Annotated in this window: 20 protein-coding genes; 7 read left to right on the plus strand and 13 right to left on the minus strand. The window is 68.5% G+C overall.

The genetic code is table 11. From position 1 onward, the window contains the following. Positions 1-12: 12 nt before the first annotated feature. The 7 genes from IE271_RS18435 to IE271_RS18465 are packed head-to-tail and all read right to left on the minus strand — an operon-like array spanning position 13 to position 7,890. Positions 13-1,242, minus strand: a complete 1,230-nt coding sequence (locus IE271_RS18435; protein ID WP_190191442.1) for an AMP-binding protein — start codon at positions 1,240-1,242, stop codon at positions 13-15. 51 nt (positions 1,243-1,293) lie between these two features. Continuing rightward, a complete protein-coding gene (locus tag IE271_RS18440) occupies positions 1,294-2,274 on the minus strand; it encodes an aldo/keto reductase (protein ID WP_190191443.1) in 981 nt (326 codons plus the stop codon). A gap of 6 nt (positions 2,275-2,280) precedes the next feature. Next, complete coding sequence (locus tag IE271_RS18445) at positions 2,281-3,816, minus strand: FAD-dependent monooxygenase (protein ID WP_190191444.1); 1,536 nt, start codon at positions 3,814-3,816, stop codon at positions 2,281-2,283. A 9-nt stretch (positions 3,817-3,825) separates the two neighbouring features. Further along, positions 3,826-5,010 (minus strand): nucleotide disphospho-sugar-binding domain-containing protein, encoded by a 1,185-nt coding sequence (locus tag IE271_RS18450; RefSeq protein WP_190191445.1) that lies wholly within the window; start codon positions 5,008-5,010, stop codon positions 3,826-3,828. Between the two features lie 38 nt (positions 5,011-5,048). Further along, a complete protein-coding gene (locus IE271_RS18455; protein WP_190191446.1) occupies positions 5,049-6,083 on the minus strand; it encodes a methyltransferase in 1,035 nt (344 codons plus the stop codon). After that, positions 6,080-6,844, minus strand: coding sequence for an NAD-dependent epimerase/dehydratase family protein (locus IE271_RS18460; protein WP_190191447.1), 765 nt, complete (start codon positions 6,842-6,844; stop codon positions 6,080-6,082). Before IE271_RS18460 ends, IE271_RS18455 begins: the two co-directional genes overlap by 4 nt. A 14-nt stretch (positions 6,845-6,858) precedes the next feature. Beyond that, a complete protein-coding gene (locus IE271_RS18465; RefSeq protein ID WP_190191448.1) occupies positions 6,859-7,890 on the minus strand; it encodes a class I SAM-dependent methyltransferase in 1,032 nt (343 codons plus the stop codon). Between the two features lie 115 nt (positions 7,891-8,005). On the opposite strand from IE271_RS18465, the gene IE271_RS18470 reads away from it, so the two are divergent. Both IE271_RS18470 and IE271_RS18475 read left to right on the plus strand, forming a co-directional pair. Further along, positions 8,006-8,155, plus strand: a complete 150-nt coding sequence (locus IE271_RS18470) for a hypothetical protein (protein WP_190191449.1) — start codon at positions 8,006-8,008, stop codon at positions 8,153-8,155. A gap of 186 nt (positions 8,156-8,341) precedes the next feature. Then, positions 8,342-9,220: an AfsR/SARP family transcriptional regulator gene (locus tag IE271_RS18475; protein ID WP_229919403.1), complete on the plus strand. Its 879-nt coding sequence runs from the start codon at positions 8,342-8,344 to the stop codon at positions 9,218-9,220. A gap of 30 nt (positions 9,221-9,250) precedes the next feature. Here the strand turns inward: IE271_RS18475 and IE271_RS18480 are convergent, their stop codons facing one another. Continuing rightward, on the minus strand, positions 9,251-10,009 hold the full coding sequence (locus tag IE271_RS18480; RefSeq protein WP_190191450.1) for a TylF/MycF family methyltransferase: 759 nt from the start codon (positions 10,007-10,009) through the stop codon (positions 9,251-9,253). 187 nt (positions 10,010-10,196) lie between these two features. On the opposite strand from IE271_RS18480, the gene IE271_RS18485 reads away from it, so the two are divergent. The 4 genes from IE271_RS18485 to IE271_RS18500 are packed head-to-tail and all read left to right on the plus strand — an operon-like array spanning position 10,197 to position 14,711. Further along, on the plus strand, positions 10,197-11,264 hold the full coding sequence (locus tag IE271_RS18485; RefSeq protein ID WP_190191451.1) for a glucose-1-phosphate thymidylyltransferase: 1,068 nt from the start codon (positions 10,197-10,199) through the stop codon (positions 11,262-11,264). Continuing rightward, entirely contained in the window at positions 11,261-12,241 is a 981-nt protein-coding gene (gene rfbB / locus IE271_RS18490; RefSeq protein WP_190191452.1) for a dTDP-glucose 4,6-dehydratase, read from the plus strand. Before IE271_RS18485 ends, rfbB begins: the two co-directional genes overlap by 4 nt. Continuing rightward, entirely contained in the window at positions 12,238-13,506 is a 1,269-nt protein-coding gene (locus IE271_RS18495; protein ID WP_190191453.1) for a beta-ketoacyl-[acyl-carrier-protein] synthase family protein, read from the plus strand. The genes rfbB and IE271_RS18495 overlap by 4 nt, the downstream gene beginning before the upstream one ends. Beyond that, complete coding sequence (locus IE271_RS18500; protein ID WP_190191454.1) at positions 13,503-14,711, plus strand: ketosynthase chain-length factor; 1,209 nt, start codon at positions 13,503-13,505, stop codon at positions 14,709-14,711. Before IE271_RS18495 ends, IE271_RS18500 begins: the two co-directional genes overlap by 4 nt. Positions 14,712-14,865: 154 nt before the next feature. Here IE271_RS18500 and IE271_RS18505 read toward each other — a convergent pair whose 3' ends face one another. From IE271_RS18505 to IE271_RS18525, 5 genes are read right to left on the minus strand one after another with little or no spacing between them, the layout of a single operon-like run. Beyond that, a complete protein-coding gene (locus IE271_RS18505) occupies positions 14,866-15,294 on the minus strand; it encodes a nuclear transport factor 2 family protein (protein ID WP_190191455.1) in 429 nt (142 codons plus the stop codon). 43 nt (positions 15,295-15,337) lie between these two features. Next, complete coding sequence (locus IE271_RS18510) at positions 15,338-16,609, minus strand: FAD-dependent monooxygenase (protein ID WP_190191456.1); 1,272 nt, start codon at positions 16,607-16,609, stop codon at positions 15,338-15,340. After that, positions 16,606-17,364 carry an NAD-dependent epimerase/dehydratase family protein gene (locus IE271_RS18515; protein ID WP_190191457.1) on the minus strand — a complete coding sequence of 253 codons (759 nt, stop codon included), beginning with the start codon at positions 17,362-17,364 and terminating at the stop codon, positions 16,606-16,608. The genes IE271_RS18510 and IE271_RS18515 overlap by 4 nt, the downstream gene beginning before the upstream one ends. A gap of 8 nt (positions 17,365-17,372) precedes the next feature. Then, positions 17,373-18,362, minus strand: a complete 990-nt coding sequence (locus IE271_RS18520; protein ID WP_190191458.1) for a Gfo/Idh/MocA family protein — start codon at positions 18,360-18,362, stop codon at positions 17,373-17,375. Continuing rightward, complete coding sequence (locus IE271_RS18525) at positions 18,350-19,738, minus strand: NDP-hexose 2,3-dehydratase family protein (protein ID WP_190191459.1); 1,389 nt, start codon at positions 19,736-19,738, stop codon at positions 18,350-18,352. The genes IE271_RS18520 and IE271_RS18525 overlap by 13 nt, the downstream gene beginning before the upstream one ends. 199 nt (positions 19,739-19,937) lie before the next feature. On the opposite strand from IE271_RS18525, the gene IE271_RS18530 reads away from it, so the two are divergent. Next, positions 19,938-20,195, plus strand: coding sequence for an acyl carrier protein (locus IE271_RS18530; RefSeq protein ID WP_190191460.1), 258 nt, complete (start codon positions 19,938-19,940; stop codon positions 20,193-20,195). Position 20,196: the final 1 nt, after the last annotated feature.

Genomic DNA, 20,196 nt, shown 5'->3' on the forward strand with positions numbered 1-20,196 from the left:
CTGCGCGTCCCCTCACACGCGGCCGCTCAGATAGAGGTAGCCGTCGTGGTCGAGTCGTCCGATGTCGCCCGAGCGGAGCCAGCCCTTGCTCAGTGCATGCTCCGTTGCCTCCGGCTCCCGCCAGTAGCCGCTCATCATGTGCGGTGCCCGCAGCCAGACCTCACCGGTCTCCCCCGACGGACGCTCGCGCCCGTCCGGCCCGCAGATCCGGATGTCCACCTCCGGCAGCGGGCGGCCTGCGGAGCCCAGCAGATGAGGCCGCCCGTCGGCCGCGGCCAGATGGTCCTCCTGCCGCAGCAGCGTCACGGCACGCACCTCGCTGGTGACGTAGTTCTGCGACAGGATCGGGCCGAACGCGTCGATGGCCCGCCGCAGCACATCCGGCGCGATGGGGGCGTTGCCGTACGGCAGGTAGCGCAGGCTCGACAGGTCCGCGTGTCCCAGGTCACCATGAGCGACCAACCGCTCCAGACACGGGGACGGCAGATACATGCTGGCGATCCGCTCGGTGTCGACGGTGGCCAGCACCCGCCCCGGCTCGAAGTCGTCCATGAGCCGCACTGTGCATCCGGCGCGCAGCAGCATCAGGGCGACCTCACCGGCGTTACCCGACAGCGGGCTGACGGCCAACGTCGTCACGCCCGCGGGGAAGTCACCCAACTCACCTTCGTCGGAGCGGCGCCAGTTGACGTTCATGGCGGAGAAGCGGTGCACGGCGCCCCGGCGCGGCCCGGTTGTGCCCCGCGAGTGGACCACCAGCGCGATGTCGCGTTCACGGGCCTTCGGAGCCAAAGGTTCTGCGGACTCCGCGTCTGCGAGTGCCTGCAGGTCGTGGTCTGCGCCGTTGGCGCCGAGTGAGAACATTCCCGGCACTGGGGCACCCAGCGCCTGGGCGCCCCGCCGGTCGACGACGAAGATCGCCGGACGCGCCGCCGCCAGCACCGTGTGACATGCCGCAACGTCGTCGGGCGTGCCGGCGTGCAGGGCGGTGAACCGGCTGCCCAGCAGATGCGCGGCCAGACGCAGACAGACCATTTCGGGAGAGTTGCCCATCAGACAGACGATTCCCTCGTGCTGGGTCTGCCCGGTGTCCTCCAGGGCACGGGCGATTCGGTAGCTGCGCGCCAGCATGTCGTCGAAGGTGACGCACTGATCCTCCGTGCGCAGCGCGACCCGTCCCGACCAGCGGTGGAGCCCGGTGAACAGATCGGTCGCATAGCGGGCCGGTGGCTCCGCATCCATACTGCCTCCTTGCTCGGCTCACGGTTTGGACGGAGTGTTCACATCCGCGGTTCAGGCCGCTGTACTGTGCACGGCCACGGGCTCGAGAATCTCGTCGACGCGCGCGACGAAGTCGGCGTCGAGCCGGACGCCGGACGCCGCTGCGTTCTCCCGCACCTGCTCTGCCCTGGACGCGCCCACGACCGTCCCGGCCACGTTCGGGCGGTGCAGCAGCCAGGCCAGGGCGAGCTGGGCCATCGACAGCCCGGCCTCCTTGGCGAGCGGCTCCAGCAGCCGCACTCGCTCCAGGACCTCATCGGTGAGCATGCGCCGCATGAACTCAGCCCGCCCGCCGACCAGCCCGACTGCGGCACGGGAATCCGCAGGCGGCGGCGCGCCCGGAGCATACTTCCCCGTCAGCACGCCCTGGGCGAGCGTGAAGTACGGGACCTGGCTGATCCCCAGCGACTCGCACGCCGGAACGATCTCGGTCTCGGGGGTGCGCCACAGGGCCGAGTACTGGGGCATGTGGTAGACGAGCTGGATCTTCAACTCCGCGGCGAGCCCGGCGGCCTGCCGTATCTGCTCGGCGGTCCACTCGGACACGCCCATGTACAGGACCTTGCCGGTCCGGACCAGGTCGGCGAAGGCCGTCATGGTTTCTTCCAGCGGGGTGTGCGGATCGTAGCGATGGGCCGTGTACAGGTCGACATAGTCGGTGTCGAGACGACGCAGCGAGGCGTCGAGCGCTTCGCGCACGTGCTTGCGGGACAGCCCTGAACCGTTGGGCCCCTGTCCGGTCGGGAAGAACACCTTGGTACAGATCACCACGCCGTCGCGAGGTTCGCCGGCCAGCGCACGTCCAAGGAGTTGCTCAGAGCGACCCATACCGTAGATGTCGGCCGTGTCGAACGTGGTGATCCCGCAGTCCAGAGCGGCGCGGAGACAGGAGAGCACGCTTTCGTCGGGGGTGCTGTCGTGCGGGTAGAGAAGGTTACCGAAGACGATCTCGCTGATACGCAGTCCGCTGCGCCCCAAGTTCCGGTGTTCCACTGGGTGCTACCTCCAGTCCTTCGGCCCGAACCATCGGGTCAGCGCGTCGATCAACCCGTCCTCGGGCGGCCGGTCGTCGGCGGTCCGCTCGTCGACCGCCCAGGCGACATGTCCGTCGGGCCGGACGAGCAGTGCGGCCGGGGAGCCGGCCGCGGCGCCGCGGGCGGTGACGGTGTCGATGCGGTCGGCCCAGGGCGCGGCCGTACGGGCGGGGCCGCCGTGCGCGGTCAGGTCGAGCAGCAGCCCGCGCCCGGACCGCAGCAGTTCTGCGGTCCGCGTCGAGACACCGCCTACCTCCAGGCCGAGGTCAGGGGCGAACAAGCCCAGCAAAGGGTGGGAGGTCTCCCGGCTGTCCGTCTCACCGTCTTCTCCGCCGCCCGTCCCCGGCCCGTAGCGCAGGTCGAGGCCGTTGAGCGCGGCGGTCAGCAGACGGTTGGTGTCGTCCAGCGCCAGCAGTTCCTCGAATATCTCGCGCAGCGCGGTGACGTGCTGCTCGTCAGGGTGCATCAGGGCGAGTTGTGCGCGGGTGAGGTGGAGCATGCGGCGCCCGGCCCGGTGCCGCTCCTCGTGATAGGTGTCGAGCAGGCCGGGCGGCGCCCAGCCGACGATGTGGGCAGCCAGCTTCCAGCCGAGGTTCATTGCGTCGTGAAGGCCGGTGTTCAGACCCTGACCGCCGATGGGGAAGTGGATGTGGGCGGCGTCACCGGCGAGGAAGACCCGGCCGCGGCGATAGCTCTCGGCCTGGCGAGTGGCGTCGCTGAACCGGGACATCCACACCACCGGTTCGTGCAGGTCGAGTTCGCGCCCGTAGACCCGGTGCACGCCTGCGCGCAGTTCCTCCAACGTGACCGGTTGATCCGGGGAGGGGTGCGGACGGTCGTATTCCACCACTACCACACGGCCGATGCCGCCTTCTGGCGGAAAGGCCAGGATCACGATTCCGTGTGGGGTGCGCTGCCAGCGGCGCGGCACGTTCTTCTCACGCGTGGTGACGTAGCCGATCAGGGCGCTCACACGGGCACTGTGCCCGGGGAAGCCGATGCCGGTGAGCCGTCGGACGGTGCTGCGGCCACCGTCGCATCCCACCACGTATCCGGCGCGGACGACGCGTTCGCCCTCGGGTGTGGCGAGGCTGATGTCCACACCGTCGTCGTCCTGCCGCAGCGCGCTCACCTCGTGGCCGCGGTGGACGGGCACGCCGAGCTCCGCGGCGTGCTGTGCGAGGAGTTCCTCGGTGCGCGACTGTGGCACCAGGAGGCTGTAGGGGTGCCGTGTGGTCAGCAGTGCGTGGTTGAGCCCGCGGCCGAACAGACCTGCGAAGGGCAGTCCGGTGACGGTGTCGTTGCCCTCCTTGAACCGGCTGAGCAGCCCGCGCATGTCCAGATATTCAACGGTGCGCGTGTGCAGGACGCCGGCGCGGTCATGGCCGGCCGGCTCCGTCAGGCGGTCGACGACCAGGACGCGGGCGCCGGCGCGTTGCAGTTCGCAGCCGAGCAGCAGGCCTACGGGCCCGCCGCCCGCCACGACGACGTCGTACTCCATGCTTCCTCCTCAGGCGGCGGGCGCGGTGGGGGCGTCGGCGCGGGCCGCCTGCTCCAACCGTCCGACGACCTCGTGGAGCGGCGGCATGGCGAGGATTTCCTCACGCAGGCGGCGGGAGGCTGCGGCGTACGGTGAGCCGTCGCGGATCAGGTCGGTCACGGCGGCACGGATGGCGACGGGGTCCCTGCGGTCGTCACCCTTCAGCTGGATCGAGGCCCCGGCTGTCTCCAGAAGATCGGAGTTGAGCCGCTGTTCGAAGAGGTGGGGAATGGTGAGCTGGGGGACTCCGAACCGGGCAGCACTCAGGACGGTGGTCGCTCCGCCGTGGTGGATCACGGCTGCGCACCCGGACAGTATGGTGTGGATCGGTAGGTCCTGCACCACCGTGGCCCTGTCGCCCACGTCGCCGAGCAGGTCGCGTTCCGCTGCGGTCACTGCGAGCACCGGCTCGACATCGAGCGCGTCGAGTGCGTCGAGGATTCTCGGCACCAGGAACATTTCCGGCTCGTCGGTGGCGGTGGAGGTGAAGGTACCCCAGGTGACACAGACACGGGGGCGGGTCGGCGGCTGGACCGCCCAGGACGGCACCACACCCGGCCCGTTGTAGGGTACGTAGGCCATCGGCACGGAGACGCCGGGCGCGTCGATGTGCAGACTGGGCGGCGTGGGGTCGACGGCCAGGTGGTCCAGGACGGTGGGCGGCGTGGCGCCGTACAGCTCGTAGGTCGGTCCGAGCCGTTCGAGAATGTGATGGGCCAGCCATGCGCCCGGTGCCGTGCCGTACAGGTCCGGCCCCCAGGCGTGGCGCACCAGAGGCGCGCCGACCACCTCGGCAGCGACGGACCCGGCGAAGGCCACGGGGTCTCGGACGACCAGGTGGGGTCGCCAGGTTTCCGCGAAGCGGACCAGATCGGGTGTCATCATCTCGGCGACGCGGTGAAAGATGGTGATGATGGCGTCCCGCGTCCGGTACTGCGCGGGGTCGGTGTCGGCGACGAACTTGCGGTGCAGCCGGGCGAAGTCGAGGTCGGGGCCGACGGGCACGACGGTAAGCCCGGACTTCAGCACCGTGTCCACGACATGCGGCTGTGCCGCGATGCGCACCTCGTGGCCGGCAGCGCGGAATGCCCAGGCGAGGGGCACCATGAACAGGTAGTGGGACGGCCAGGCCGCAGTGGTCAGCAGTACACGCATGGTCGAGTCTTCCGTTGGGGGCCGGTCGGCCGGAGGAGTCAGGACGGCTTGGCGGCGACAAGGACGCGGTCTCCGGTGAGGCTGTCGATCCGTTCGGCGGACTCGAAGCGGAAGCCGGCGCGCTCCACGTAGCCGCGGCACTCCCCGACGGTGTACTCGGAGCCGCCGTCGCGCATGATGGAGCAGTTCAGGCTCTGCAGGAGCGACCGGGCGTCCTGGCGATCATCATCGAGCATCGCGTCGTAAACGACGATGATCCCACCCGGCTCCACCGCGTCGTGCACCCGCTTCACCAGGGTTTCGCGGGCGGTCGGTGGCCAGTCGTGCAGAACGTGGCCGAGGATGATGACATCGGCGCGGGGCAGCGGGTCGGCGAAGAAGTCTCCGGCGGTGAAGCGGACCTTTTCCGCCGTGCCCAGGGCCGCCATGTGCTCGTCGAAGAGGGGTTCCACGGCCGGCAGGTCGAACACGCCGCCCGCCAGGTGGCCGTGGGTGCGCACCAGATGTGCGGCGACGTTGCCGCGGGCGCCGCCCACGTCCAGGAAGGTGGAGTAGCGGGCCCAGTCGATGCACCGGTCCAGTTCATGGGCGACAAAACTGTTGAACACGTCCATGTGTCCCATGAGGCGGCGCACGTTGTCGAGGTCCTGGAAGTCCTTGCGGAAGTCCTTCTGGTCCAGGACGGATTCGCCACTGAGTACCTGGGTGAGGGAGGCCCAGGCGCGGTAGTGGAGCCGGGCGTGCTGGGCGATGCTGTCGCCGAGGTACCGGGGGCCACCGGGGGTAAGGAACTCCGCGACGCCCGGCCGGTTGGCGTACCGGCCGTCCTTCCGTTCCAGCAGCCCGAGGCCGACCAGCGCGTCGAGAAAGTCGGCAGCGCGCACAGGATGCAGACCGAGACGTGTGCACAGGGCGTCCGCGGATGCGGGCTTCTCGGCGAGCACGCCGAACAGGCCGAGTTCGACGGCGCTCTGGAGCACCTTCGCCTGGAAGTAGGCGGTGTTCAGAGCGAGCAGGGTACGCGCCACGGACGTGGGGCTCGTGGTGTGGTCGAGTGTCTCTTGTGTCGTCATGTCCTGCCTCTCGTTGGGGCGGTTTCGGCTGGTTGGTCGAGGTACCGGTCGATGACGCTGCGGTAGTAGTCAGAGTGGAAGGAGGGGCGGGCGGCCGGCGGTAGCAGGGAAAGGAGCTTGTGGTTGGAGACGGCGTGTTTGTCAGCCACATCGACGTACCGGCGTTCGGCAGTGACGCCGAGACGGGTCTCGAGGTGGGCGACGATGTCCTCGACCGGCACGGCGAATCCCGACGCGATGTTGATCACCTCGTCGGCCGTGTCCCTGGCCAGCAGGGCGTCGACGATTCTCACCACGTCGTCCACGTGCACCAGGTCGCGTCGGGCACCGCGGTGGATGCGGACAGTGCCGAAGCGGATCTGACGCAGCAGCGCGGGGATCAGCTGGTGGCCGCGCTGGTCACGGCCCACGGTGTAGGCCAGGCGCAGCACCAAGGTCTCCACACCCGAGGACCGCAGGACGCCCTCCATGGCCAGCTTGTGCCGACCGTACGGAGTCGTCGGGAAGACCGGCCCGGCCTCGTGGCTGGGGCCGTCCGGCCCGTACAGACCGCCACCGCAGGTGGAGAAGTACACCAGTTTCCTGCCTCGTGCCCGGCACCGATCAAGGATCTGGTAGAGCAGTGTGGCCTCACGGGCGAAGTCGGTCTGCGACGTGCTGTGGGCGCTGGAGACGCCCGCCGCAAAGACGACGGCCGTGGAGTGAGATCCGGTCAGCGGCGCAAGACTCCTGGCGAGGAATCCCCGCCCGACGATCTCCATGACACCTCTCAGAGTCAGATGCGGTCGGCCAGCAGGACGCGCAGCGGGTTGTGCGGGACGGTGTGAAGCTTGGGGCGGGCGAACCCAGCGGCCGTCACCATGTCCTCGTACGCGGAGAGGGGATGCACCTGGCCCTCGGAGGTCCAGGCCAGCATCAGGGCGGAGAAGAGGTGCGGAATCGGGTCGTCGGCGGGCCGGCCGTCGCCGGTGCTGATCGCGATGGCTACGAGTTTGCCGCCGGGGCGGACGACATCGGCCATGCGCCGCAGCAGCTGTGTGGCGCGTTCGGTGGAGAAGTGGTGCAGCACGTTGGCGACGATGACGATGTCGTAGGGGCCCTCGAGCGGTGCCTCGAACATGTCGCCGGGAATGAAGTGAGCTTGGTGGGAGACGCCGAGGCGCTGTGCGTTGGCTTCGGTGACCGCGAGGACGTTCGGCCAGTCCAGGGACCAGATATGGGCGCGCGGGTCCTTGCGGGCCAGGGTGTACCCGTAGAAGCCGTGGCCGCAGGCGACGTCGAGCACCTTCACCCGGTCGTCGGAAGCATCGGACCAGGGCAGCAGTTCGTCGGCGACGAGGTCGGCCACGGGCTGGGTGTTGAGCGTGCCGAGTTCGGCGAAGTCCTCCCAGAAAGTGTAGGAAGGCGTTTCGGCGTTGGTGTTCATGACGGTGCCGCCCTGGCGCACGGCGTCGCCGAGATGCTTGATCGCGTCCCATTCGTAATCGCTGGCGGCCAGCCGGACGGCGTCGCCGTAGTACTCGGGATGAGTGCTGACGAGGATGCGTTCGGCACCGGGGGCGAGGGTGTAGAGGTCCTGATCGGCCTCCAGCAGTCCGATGGCAGCCAGGGCGTTGAGCAGGATGCGGGTGCCGCGCGGGTCTGCCGTACAGGCTGTGGCCACCGTCTCGGCGTCGGCGGGGCCGTCGGCCAGAGCGTCGAACACTTTGAGGTCGACGCCGGCACGGAGCACGCCGGTCTTACGCACGGCGGACATCATCGTGAGCAGTTGTTGTGCTGTGACGGCGGGCGCACGGTCTTCGGTCATGGACGTCTCCCGGCTTGAGGGGGCGAACGGGTCGCTTCCGGATCCTCGGCGCGGGGGCTGGGGATTTGCTTGAGCGGCGGTGGAGATGAGAGGCATATCGCCTCACGATGCGGTAGTGACGCTGGTTACCGTCCTGCGGGGCGCCCGCATTCCGGTTGATCAAATCGGCGCAGCATTACGCATGCCGACTGTTTTGCCTGCTGAATACGCGGTACTCGCGAGCAGCATGTGGCCGATTTGCGCCGCGTTGGTGATCGAGCGGTGAAACGAGTGTCGACACCGTTCGGATTCGGCCGAACAGGTTCCTGACCGGTGCTTTTGAGCATGCAGAGGTGAAGGATCACAACAGGGCCGGAAGTGGCTGACGACCGGAGGCCCGCTTGACTCATGAAACTAATCTCATGAAACTAGTCGTGCGACTCTATTGGCGATCATTCGATCAGGGGGACCAGTGAGCTCCGACAGCGACTGCACGGCGCGTCTGAGAATTCAGGTACTTGGTTCGCTGACGCTACGCACCTCACACGATGACGATCTCATCGAGCTGCTCACCGCACCCAAGCCCCGCAAGATCATCGCCTTGCTGGCGCTCCAGGCGAACCATGTCGTGACCACCGCGGCCATGGCACGCGAACTCTGGGGCGACAACCCCCCGGCGAGCATGCAGACCACCTTGCAGACCTACATACTCCAGGTCCGCAAGCTTCTCGGGCGGGCTCTGAACCGCACCTCCTCCCAAGTGGCCCAGGACGTGCTGGTGACCAAGTTCGGCGGATACCAGCTGAACCTCCGCCAAGGCGAGGTCGATGTACATGAATTCGAACGGTTGGCCGCCGATGGGCGCAAAGCTCTCGCGAACGGATGCGACAAGGAGGCCGTCCGGCTGCTTACCGCGGCGATGGAGGTGTGGAGCGGTCCGCCGTTCGTCGACATGCAGGTGGGGCCACTGCTGGACGCCGAGATCCGGCGTCTGGAGGAGAACCGGCTGACGGCACTGATGCAGCGCAACGACGCCAAGTTGCGGCTGGCGCTGCACCACGAACTGCCCGGCGAACTGGCCGGCCTGGTGTCCCAGTATCCGATGCACGAAAACCTGCACGCCCAGTACATGCTCTCCCTGTACAGGTCGGGCCGGTGCTCCGACGCCCTCGAGGTGTTCCGCAGGCTGCGCGAGCACCTGGTCGGCGAATTGGGCCTGGAGCCCTCGCTGAAGATCCAGCGGCTGCACCGCGCCATGCTCAGCGCCGACCCGATGCTCGACGGCACCGACTTCACCGAGGTGGACAGCCTCCTCGACCGCTTCGGCGTGGGGCAGCGCCGGGCCGGCTGACTGGTGCCCTCAGCCGACGGAGAGGCGCTGTCACCGCCGCTCCGCCCTGCGCCAGTACACCCCGTATCCGTCAATGGCTTGGACGGGCTCATCGATTCCGTGTCGGTTCCGGTACTCCTCGACGGCCTTCCGGCACGGCTCGATGTTGTAGTCGTCGATGACGACGAAACCTCCCGGGGACAACCGGGGATACAGACACGTGAGCGCGTCCGTCGTCGACTCGTAGAGATCTCCGTCCAGCCGCATCACGGCCAGCGGGCCGGCGGGAGCGTCCGCGAGCGTGTCACTGAACCACCCCTCCAGAAAACGTACCTGGTCATCCAGCAGCCCGTAACGGGAGAAATTCGCGGACACTTCCTCGCGTGAAACACTCAGCACCTGATTGATCCGGTGCAGCGCCATCTCGCGGTCCAGTGGGTGGCTACCGGAATGTGTGACCGGAACGCCCTCGAAGGAATCCGCCACCCACACCCGTCGGTCGCGCACTCCGTATGCCTCCAGCACTGCGCGCATAAGAATGCACACACCGCCCCGCCACACCCCCGTCTCGATGAGATCTCCGGGAATGCCGTCGCGCAGCACCCGTTCTACGCACCACCGGACGTTTTTCAGCCGTTTCAGACCGACCATCGTGTGCGCGGCGGTGGGAAGATCTCGACCTTCCGAGCGGGTGCTGGAGTCGTATCCGTCCAGGTCCCCGTACCAGCCGACTGGCGCGTCCTCATATATCACATTGGCCAGCACCCGTTCCATCAGGTCCAGGTAAAGTTCGGCGCCATGGGAGTTCATGACATTCCTCTGTTTCCGGTCACGGCGATTGTCGGGACCTCAATGTAGGGATCCCGGCTCAAGACCTGCTCAAATTCCGTCTCCCCACAAGGGTTCAAGTCCTCCTCGACCCGTCCTGAGGCCCGGCGCGATAGGCAAGTTTCCGATGTGCCCACCCGGAACCTTGTGACGGGAAAGAGGTATTCCAGTGAAGGCCCTGATCCTTTCGGGTGGCATGGGAACGCGGCTGCGTCCGCTCACCCACGCCATGCCGAAGCAACTCATCCCCCTTGCCAACAAGCCGGTGCTGTTCCACGCGCTGGAAGCCGTCCGGGACGCCGGCATCACCGACATCGGCATCATCGTGGGCGACTGGCACAAGGAGATCAGCCGAGCTGTGGGGGACGGCAGCAGATTTGACCTACGAGTCCGCTACATTCGCCAGGAGGCCCCCTTCGGCCTCGCCCACTGCGTGCTCATCGCCCGGGACTTCCTCGGCGACGACGACTTCGCCATGTACCTCGGTGACAACGTCTTCGGCGATGGCATTGCCGAGGCGGCCGACCGCTTCCGGCACAGCCGTCCCGCCGCTCAAGTCTCCGTCACCCCCGTTGGAACGCCGCAGGAGTACGGCATAGTCGAGACGGGCCCCGGCGGCCGGGTCAGCGAACTACGCGAAAAGCCCCGCCGTCCACGGAGCAACCTCGCCGTCACCGGCGCGTACTTCTTCACCCCCATCGTTCACGATGCCGTCCGCGCAATCGAACCGAGTCGGCGCGGTGAACGGGAGATCACCGATGCCCTCCAGTGGCTGGTGGACCAAGGACACGACGTACGGGCCGTCGAGGTGACCGGCTGGTGGAAGGACACCGGCCGGATCGACGACATCCTCGACGGTAACCGACTGCTGCTGGACAGCGCCGAGTCCCGCATCGAAGGCAGCATCGACGCGGCAAGCACCGCGCTGGGTCCCGTCATCGTGGCCCCGGGCGCCCGGATCATCCGCTCCCACCTGCGCGGACCGCTGATCATCGGCGAGGGCAGCATCGTGGAGGACAGCTATATCGGCCCTCATACCTCCATCGGAGCCGGATGCGTCCTCAGCGAGGCGGGCGTCTCCGGATCGATCCTGCTCGACGGGGCAGCGGTGAGCGACGTCAACGGCATCCACTGGTCCGTGATCGGCCGCTCCGCCCGCGTGGGCGCGACCCCTGCAGGCACGGCCCGCCACCGGCTCGTGGTCGGCGACCACACCGAACTCGACGTGGTCGCATGAGGCTCCTGGTGACCGGCGGTGCCGGATTCATCGGATCGCACTTCGTCCGCCGTTTGCTGAGCGGCTCCTGCCCTGGCTACGAAACAGCGCGCCTCACGGTCCTCGACAAACTGACCTATGCCGGTAACACCGGCAACCTCCCCCTGGACGATCCGCGGCTGCGTCTGGTCCGCGGCGACGTGTGCGACCGGCAACTACTGCTCGACCTGCTACCCGGACACGACGCCGTCGTCCACTTCGCCGCTGAGTCCCATGTCGACCGCTCCATCGCGGACGCCTCCCTCTTCGCCCGCACCAACGTGGTCGGCACCCAGAACCTTCTTGACAGCTGCCTGCACACCGGCGTCCCACGTGTAGTCCATGTGTCCACCGACGAGGTGTACGGCTCCATCACCGAGGGATCCTGGGACGAGGACTGCCCGCTGCTACCCAACTCGCCCTACTCCGCGTCCAAGGCCGGCTCCGACCTCATGGCCCGCGCCTACTGGCACACACACGGGCTGAACGTCTCCGTCACCCGCTGTGCCAACAATTACGGCCCCTACCAACACCCGGAGAAAATGATCCCGCGCTTCGTCACGCGCCTGCTGGCAGGCGGCTCGCTGCCGTTGTACGGCGACGGGCACCACCGTCGGGAGTGGATCCACGTCGACGACCACTGCCGCGCCGTCCAGCTCGTCCTGGAGAAGGGCGAGCCCGGCACCGTCTACAACGTCGGCGGCACGGAACTCTCCAACCGTGAGCTCACCGGCCGCCTCCTGCACCTGTGCGGAGCCGGCTGGGACCGTGTCAGCCCGGTCGTGGACCGCAAGGGACACGACCGCAGGTACTCCGTGGACGACACCCGAATCCGCGATCACCTCGGCTTCGAACCGGCGATCCCGCTCGATGCGGGTCTCGCCGAAGTCGTGCACTGGTACCGCGACCACCGATCGTGGTGGCAGCCGCTCACTGATCCGGCCGAGGAGGGCCAATGAGAAGGCGCGTCGTGGTCACCGGCCTGGGACTGGTCGCCCCCGGGGGCATCGGCGCCAAGGCCTTCTGGGAACTCGTCAGCTCCGGGAGGACGGCCACCCGGGCGATCTCCCTGTGCGACGCCTCCCCGTTCCGTTCCCGGGTCGCTGCCGAGTGCGACTTCGACCCGGTCCTGCACGGATTCACACCCCAAGAGGTCCGCCGCATGGACCGGGCCACCCAGTTCGCCGCCGCCGCCACGGATGAGGCCGTCGCCGAGGCGGGACTGCGCTTCGAGGACTTGGACCCGCACCGGACGGGCGTCACCGTGGGCAGCGCCGTGGGCTGCACCACCAGTCTGGAACGCGAATACGCCACGGTCAGCAACGGCGGGCGCGCTTGGCTGGTGGACCACACCTATGCCGTGCCCCACCTCTACGGCCACTTCGTACCGAGCTCCATGGCGGCCGAGGTGGCCTGGCGGGTGGGGGCGGAAGGACCGGTGGGTGTGGTCTCCACAGGGTGCACCTCCGGTCTTGACGCGGTGGCCCACGCACGGGAACTGATCCTTGAGGGCAGCGCGGACATCATGGTCGCTGGCGCAACCGACGCACCGATCTCGCCCATCACCCTGGCCTGCTTCGACGCCATCAAGGCCACCACCCCCCGCAATGACGACCCGGAGCACGCCTCACGCCCGTTCGACGCCACCCGCAACGGGTTCGTGCTCGGCGAGGGCGCGGCGATGTTCGTCCTGGAGGAGCACGGACACGCCGTCCGGCGCGGCGCCCGTGTCCTCGCCGAACTCAGTGGATTCGCCTCACGTTGCAACGCCTTCCACATGACCGGGCTGCGGCCCGACGGCAGGGAGATGGCCGAGGCCATCCGCGGCGCGCTGACCGAGGCGGGAGCACGTCCCGACGACATCGATTACGTCAACGCACACGGCTCCGGAACGAAGCAGAACGACCGGCACGAAACGGCAGCGTTCAAGGCCGCCCTCGGCGAGAGCGCGTACCGCACGCCGGTGAGCTCCATCAAATCGATGGTGGGCCATTCGCTCGGCGCGATCGGGGCCATCGAGATCGCCGCCTGTGTGCTCGCGCTACGCCACGGGGTGATTCCACCGACCGCCAACCTGCATGAGCCCGACCCCGAGTGCGACCTCGACTACGTGCCTCTCACCTCGCGACGAGCCGACCTGGCCACAGTGCTGACAGTCGGCAGCGGCTTCGGGGGTTTTCAGAGCGCGATGGTGCTGTCCCGTCCTGGGGAGCACGCCGCATGACGGCCGTTGCGGTCACAGGTATGGGCATCCTGGCACCCAACGGAGCCGGAACACCGGCCTACTGGGCGGCCACCTTGAGCGGCCGCAGCGGGTTGGGCGGCCTTACCCGCTTCGATCCGTCGCCCTATCCGGTCCGGCTGGCGGGCGAGATCCAGGATCTCGACGCAGCGGCGCTGCTGCCGAGCCGGCTGCGGGCGCAGACAGACGAGCTGACCAGGCTGTCGCTGGTGGCTGCGGAGTGGGCCCTGGCCGACGCCGGGCTCGACCCCGCGGATCTGCCGGAGTACGCCGTCGGCGTCGTGACGGCCAACACGGCGGGCGGCTTCGAGTTCGGCCAGCGAGAGCTGGAGAACCTGTGGTCCAAGGGCAGCGGGTACGTCAGCGCCTACCAGTCGTTCGCCTGGTTCTACGCCGTCAACACCGGCCAGATCTCCATCCGGCACGGATTGCGGGGCCCCGGCAGCGTCGTGGTCACCGACGGCGCGGGCGGCCTCGACGCGCTCGCGGCCGCCCGCCGCCTGCTGCGCCGAGGAGCCCAGGCCATGGTCACCGGCGCCGTTGACGGCTCCCTGTGCCCTTGGAGCTGGACCGCTCTGCTGGCGGAGGGCCGGCTGAGCACCCGCGAGGATCCGGACGATGCCTACCTGCCGTTCGACTCCCGGGCGGACGGGCACGTCGCCGGAGAGGGTGGCGCTCTCCTGGTCGTCGAGGACACCGAGGCGGCCCGGGCACGCGGCGCCCGGACACACGGCCTGATCGAGGGGTACGGCACGGCGTTCGATCCGGCACCCGGCTCCGGGCGGGCACCGGGACTGCGCCGGGCGGTGACACAGGCTCTCGACGAGGCCGGTTGGCGGCCGTCGGACGTCGACGTGGTGTTCGCCGACGCGGCCGGGACACCTCAACTGGACCGTCAGGAGGCAGCCGCCCTCGCGGCCGTGTTCGGCCCGGGGGGCGTGCCCGTCACGGCGCCCAAGACGATGACGGGACGGCTGGCCGCCGGCAGCGGGCCGCTGGACGTGGCGACGGCGTTGCTCGCGCTGCGCGACCAGGTCATCCCGCCGACGGTGAACGTGTCCTGCCCGAAGGAGGAGTATTGCATCGACCTGGTCACCACGGTGCGCCGGACCCGGCTGCGCCGGGCGCTGGTACTCGCACGCGGTCACGGCGGATTCAACTCGGCAGTGGCGCTGTCGGGACCGTAGCCGGCCGCCGACCGTGCCGGTCGCAGACGCTCGGCGGCACTCGCGGTGTGCCAGGCATGGAGGGGTCGAAGGTGGGATCGCAGGTCCAATGAGACGAGGCAGGAGGGACGGGCACCCCGTCCCTCCTGCCCGATCGCCGTCCGCGCCGCGCGGGTCAGAAGCCGTCGCGGGTGACCCGCCGGCTGCGGACCTGCCACTGGGAGCCCGCCGGCACCAGGACATCCCGGCAGACGCAGGAGCGGTGCAGCCGTGGCTCGCCGCCCCGCGGCGTGGCGACGACCAGGGCGTAGCAGCGCACATGGACGCTGCCGTCGTCCTGCGGCCTGATGTCCAGCATGCCGTGCCAGTGACGGTGCGTCTCGTGCGACGCCAGCCGTTCGGTGTGGGCACGGCGCGCTCCCTCGGCCAGGGCGGCACGGCCACGGGTCGGTTCCGGCCTGCCGGGGAGGGCGAAGAGGCCGTCTTCGGTGAAGGTCTCGGCCCACGCCTCGGCGTCGCCGTCGTCGAGCAGCTGCATGTGCCGGGCGTAGAACTGTTCGACACTGGCGCGCAGCAGTTCCGGCGTCGAAGTGGGAACGGACATCTGTGATTCCTCTCGGTACGTCTTCGGCACCGCGGGCCGGTTTTCAGGACGCGGTAGGAACTCCGGGACCGAACAGGTCGGTGCGCACCCGGGCCTGCGGATTGCCGTGGGCGATGAGCCGGGTGATGCGGGAGCCGACCGGAGTGCGCTGGATGAACGAGGCGAGCCGGGGCCGCACCGCACGGGCCACCCGGCCTTGCGAAAGCATCGCTTTGGCCTGGATGTGCTGCACCTTCATCACCTGGGCGATGTCGCGGGACCGTGGCTTCGCGTAGGCGGCCAGCCGATCGGCCGTGACGTCCCCGGCACGCAGTGCGGCGGTCAGCACCGGGTGCAGTAGCGCCGCGTCCTGGAGGGCGAGGTTGATGCCCTGGGCGCCGAGCGGACTGTGGGTGTGCGCGCTGTCGCCGATCAAGACCAGCCCGTCGCGTGCCCACTCCTGGGCACGGCCGGCGAAGACGTCGAGCAGGGTGAGGTCGCCGAGGGAGACGATCCGCTCGTGCACCAGGTCGGCGTAGCCGGGAATCGCCCGGCAGATCTCGTCTCTGACGTGCGCGACTCCGCGTGCGGCCAACTCCGCGTAGCCCTTGTGCGGCAAGGTCCACCCGATCTGCAGCGTGCCGGGGTACGACGGGTAGACCAGCACCGGGCTCCCGGCGGAGCGAAAGACGCGGACTTCGCGGGGGCGCGGCCGGCCGGGGGGCAGGGGCAGTTTCAGCCACAGGACGTCAAAGGCGAATGCGTCGATGCGGTCGGTCTCGATGCCGGCCAGGCGCCTGGTCTTCGAGTAGCGGCCGTCCGCGCCGACCACGCAGGCGGCGTGGACCGCACGTCGCCTGCCCCGGCCGGTGGCGACCACACCGCGCACTCCACCGTCGCCGTCGGTTACCAGTTCCGTCACCCGGTGGCCGACGAGTTCGTGAAAGGTGTCGAACCGGCGGCACTGGCCGAGCAGTTCGGCCAGTACGTGGTCCTGAGGGATGCTGAGCAATGAGGTGTGCGGAGGAGGCAGCCGCCCATAGTCGATGTCGAGCAGGACTCGGTCTGCCTCCACCAGTTGGAAGCGGTCCAGCGAGTACCCGCCGCGCGCCAGGGCACCGGTGAGGCAGCCGAGCTGGTCCATCAGGGCGAGGCCGCCCGGTTGGAGGATCTCCCCGCGGTACGCACGGTCCAAGGAGGCGGAGCGCTCGACGAGGGTGACCCGGAATCCGGTCTTCAGCAGTAGCAGCGCGAGGGTCAGACCAGCGGGGCCGCCGCCGACGACGCAGACATCGCAATGGTCGTCGGTGGTCGGAGTGTTTGCCGTATCGGTCATGGCCAAAGCTCCCGGTCGGTGAGGTAGGCATCGATGACCCGTCGGTAGTAGTCCGGGCCGAATCCCCGCTCCCGTGTGGCGGAGGGCAGAAGCCGCCGGAGCAGGACCGTCGAGACGGCTCCCTCCGGTCGGACGTCGGTCACCTGGCGATCTGCCGCAATCGCCAACCGCATCTCGATGTGGTCGACGATGTCCTCGACGGGAACCGCCCAGCCGGAAGCGAGATTGACGACCCGGCGTGACACGCCGCGCTGTAACAGGGCGTCGAGGAGAGCAACGACGTCGTCGATACCGATGAGGTCGCGACGGGCGCCACGGTGAATCCGTACCTGGCCGTTGCGGATCTGGCCGACCAGGGAGGGCAGGAACTGGTGTGGACGCTGGGCGGACCCCACGGGGTAGGCCAGGCGCAGTACGAGATGGTCGGCCCCGGAACTGCGGACGACCTCCTCCATGGCCAACTTGTGCCGGCCGTACGGGGACGAAGGCCGGACCGGGCCGTCCTCGGCAGTCGGCTGCTGTTCGGCACCGTGTCCGTACAACCCGGCGGAGGAGGTGGAGAAGTACAGCAGCCGCTGTCCGGTCCGCAGGCAGTCACGGATGGTGTCGTAGAGCAGTGCTGCCTCCCGGGAGAATTCCGCGTCGGCCGAGCCGTCACTGCGGGAGACGCCTGCGGCGAAGGCGACGGCATGTGAGTGCTGGTCTGCCAGAGCACGGAGACCGGAGGCGAGAAAACCGCGGCCAATGATGCGCATGGCCGGCCCTACGCAGCGCGGGAGGCGGCGGGCACTGCGGCGGCTGCGAGCCGGACGCCTTCCAGCAGTTCCGCCTGCCGGACGATCCGGTCGCCGTGTGCGGTGAAACCGTCACCGGCCAGGACGGCGGTGGTGAACGCAGTGACGGTGTTCGCGAAGTGGTCGTCGGCCGGAAGCCTGATTTCTTCCGAGCGGTCCTGGCTCTCCGCCCGCAGGACCGGCTGCCAGGTGGGCGGCGGGGTGAAGGCGCGCTCCAGGGTGAGTGTGCCCGTGCTGCCCGTCAGGCGGTAGGCACACCGGTAGGGGTGCACCATGCCGAACGACAAGTGCGCGACCACCGGTCCGGCGGACAGTAAGGCCGCGCCGGACACATCCGCACCGGTGTCCGGATCGGTGACCAGGACCGTTCCCTTGGGGACGAGGTCCGTGCCACAGTGAAGCTGTGCCGCGCGTACGGTGTACGCGCCGAGATCGAGCAGAGCGCCGCCGCCGAGGTCCGGCCGGTGACGAATGTCGTCCTTCGGCAGCGGCGGGATGGTGAAGGTGGCAGAGAACGAGCGTAGTTCACCGATCCGTCCGGCATCTACGAGATCCTGCACAGCACGGTGCGCCGAGTGGTGGAGAAACATGAAGCTCTCCATCAGCAACAGTCCCTGCGTACGGCTGAGGGTGACCAGCTCACGGGCTGTGGCGGCGGTCACGGTGAGCGGCTTTTCGGCGAGGACGTGCTTGCCCGCGGTGAGCGCCTTGGTGATCCACTCGGTGCGTAGTCCGGCTGGCAGAGGCACGTACACCGCGTCGATGTCCGGCCGCTCCAGGAGGCGCTCGTACCCGGTGACGGCATCGCACCCGAACTCGGAGGCGAACCGTGCGGCCTTGTCCGCCGTCCGGCTGGCCACCGCCACCACATGGGCTCGTGGGTGGGAGACCAGGGCGGGCAGCATCTTGCGCCGTGCAATCGAGGCGCAGCCCAGCACACCGAAGCTCACGCGGTCCATGTCCACCCCTGCTCCGGAGACAGTGACTGGAGACAGGCGACGAGCGTGCGCGCCTCCACATTCACGTGACCGCCGAAACTGATGAATTGTTTCAAGTGGCCGAGCGTCAACCAGCGGTGGCTGTGCGACAGGTCCTCGTCCCGGGGAAAGGCGTCGTCGGCCTCGACGATGAGGTAGAGATTGTCCCGCTGGTGGAACCGTCCTCCCTCTTCGGATTGCAGTGCCGAGTACAGGATCCTCTCCGGGGGTGCCGACAGTACGTGCTGCAGGAAGGGGGGCGGGTCGTCGAGGTCCGTGTAACCCTCTGTGACGCACTGGACGGTGGGTGCCAGCTCCACGGTGTCGAAAGTGCCGGGCTGGGCGAGCCCTTGCACGAGTACCTGCACACCGTCGGCGGCCCTGCGGACGACGAGGGCGGCAAGGCCCTGCGGGGCGGCCAGCAGCGGCTGGGTCCAGTGAGTGACTTCGCGGTTGCCGGCGACGACGGAGACAGCCAGAACACTGAGGTGACGACCCGTCGTATGCACGATCTCGTCATCGCATCGCCGCCAGCCGTCGACCCGGGACAGCGGCATACGGGTCACCGTGCGCTCGTGCCGGGTCTTGAGTTCGGTGAGCCAACTGAGACTGGCCGCGTCGGGTTGTGTCGCTGCGGGCACGGGGCCGGCCCCGCCCGGGAGCGGCAGCGACGACAGGACGGTTCGCGCGTCCATGTTGACGAGGTTGTCCATTGCCAGCAGCCGATGGATCTGGCCCAGTGTCAGCCACCGGTAGTCGGGGTGCTCCTCCACGTCATGCATGGTCTCAACGACCATGTTGCGGTTACGTTTGCCCAGGAAGCTGTCGCCCTGCTCGGACTGGAGTGCGTCGGTCAGGACTCGGCCGCGCCGCGGCCCCGTGAAATACTCGATGTAGCGCGTGCCACGGCCCTGATGAACCTTGGTGTAGTTGCTGCGCGTTGCCTGCACAGTAGGTCCTAGCTGGAACAGCCCGATGTTCCCCGGTTCCATCTTGGCCTGCATCAGGAAGTGCAGGACACCGTCGAACTCCTTGGCGAGGATGCCGAGGATCCCCGTCTCCGGCTGATTGATGATGGGCTGAACCCAGTCGGGTGCGCCCTCCCGCCGGACCCGCAGGCCCTCCACGGAGAAGAACTTTCCGGTGTCGTGCACCAGGTTGCCGGAGTCCGGTTCGAAGGACCACCGGTGAAGCCGCGTGAACGGGATGCGTCGCACCTCGCAGGTGCCGGCGCGCCGCCGTTCGGCAAGCCACTCGGGAACGTCACCGACGTCGTCGAGCCGTGCCGACTCCGCCAGGCGGCGGACGACACGGTCCACGGAGTGTTCGCGTTCGACGCGCAATGATGTCTGAGCCATCACTTCACCTGCCCGATCGCCCTGTGGGTGTGCCGCGTGGTGTGCCGGCGCATGGCCACCGAGCGTTGTCCCGGCAGGTCGAAACAGCCTCGAACCACGGTGGAGGGCCTCGCTCCACGTCGTCTCGAGGTCCCCTCCAGCGGTGCTCTGCACAGTGGCAGACACGACCCACCTGCGCGTTCCGGGAGTCCCAGGAGGAATGACAGCCATGATGACGGTGGACGATCTGATGAAGATCATGCGAGCGGCGGCCGGCCAGGACGAAAACGTCGACCTCGACGGCGACGTTCTCGATGTGCCCTTCGCCGACCTGGGATACGACTCGTTGGCCCTGCTCGAGACGGCCGTCCGGATCGAGCGCGAGTACGGCACGCGGTTGGCCGACGATCTGGCGACGACCGCGAGGACCCCTCGAGAGTTCCTCACTCTGGTCAACGACGGCATCGGGGTGGGCTGAG

This window comes from Streptomyces minutiscleroticus (genome assembly GCF_014650875.1).
Lineage (GTDB): Bacteria > Actinomycetota > Actinomycetes > Streptomycetales > Streptomycetaceae > Streptomyces > Streptomyces minutiscleroticus.

Bases quoted from the DNA above. Each gene is read 5' to 3' on its own strand.
- IE271_RS18435 (WP_190191442.1), bottom strand. From the start codon at position 1,242: ATGGATGCGGAGCCACCGGCCCGCTATGCGACCGATCTGTTCACCGGG.
- IE271_RS18445 (WP_190191444.1), bottom strand. From the start codon at position 3,816: ATGGAGTACGACGTCGTCGTGGCGGGCGGCGGGCCCGTAGGCCTGCTG.
- IE271_RS18450 (WP_190191445.1), bottom strand. From the start codon at position 5,010: ATGCGTGTACTGCTGACCACTGCGGCCTGGCCGTCCCACTACCTGTTC.
- IE271_RS18455 (WP_190191446.1), bottom strand. From the start codon at position 6,083: ATGACGACACAAGAGACACTCGACCACACCACGAGCCCCACGTCCGTG.
- IE271_RS18460 (WP_190191447.1), bottom strand. From the start codon at position 6,844: ATGGAGATCGTCGGGCGGGGATTCCTCGCCAGGAGTCTTGCGCCGCTG.
- IE271_RS18465 (WP_190191448.1), bottom strand. From the start codon at position 7,890: ATGACCGAAGACCGTGCGCCCGCCGTCACAGCACAACAACTGCTCACG.
- IE271_RS18480 (WP_190191450.1), bottom strand. From the start codon at position 10,009: ATGAACTCCCATGGCGCCGAACTTTACCTGGACCTGATGGAACGGGTG.
- rfbB (WP_190191452.1), top strand. From the start codon at position 11,261: ATGAGGCTCCTGGTGACCGGCGGTGCCGGATTCATCGGATCGCACTTC.
- IE271_RS18495 (WP_190191453.1), top strand. From the start codon at position 12,238: ATGAGAAGGCGCGTCGTGGTCACCGGCCTGGGACTGGTCGCCCCCGGG.
- IE271_RS18500 (WP_190191454.1), top strand. From the start codon at position 13,503: ATGACGGCCGTTGCGGTCACAGGTATGGGCATCCTGGCACCCAACGGA.
- IE271_RS18505 (WP_190191455.1), bottom strand. From the start codon at position 15,294: ATGTCCGTTCCCACTTCGACGCCGGAACTGCTGCGCGCCAGTGTCGAA.
- IE271_RS18510 (WP_190191456.1), bottom strand. From the start codon at position 16,609: ATGACCGATACGGCAAACACTCCGACCACCGACGACCATTGCGATGTC.
- IE271_RS18515 (WP_190191457.1), bottom strand. From the start codon at position 17,364: ATGCGCATCATTGGCCGCGGTTTTCTCGCCTCCGGTCTCCGTGCTCTG.
- IE271_RS18520 (WP_190191458.1), bottom strand. From the start codon at position 18,362: ATGGACCGCGTGAGCTTCGGTGTGCTGGGCTGCGCCTCGATTGCACGG.
- IE271_RS18525 (WP_190191459.1), bottom strand. From the start codon at position 19,738: ATGGCTCAGACATCATTGCGCGTCGAACGCGAACACTCCGTGGACCGT.
- IE271_RS18530 (WP_190191460.1), top strand. From the start codon at position 19,938: ATGACAGCCATGATGACGGTGGACGATCTGATGAAGATCATGCGAGCG.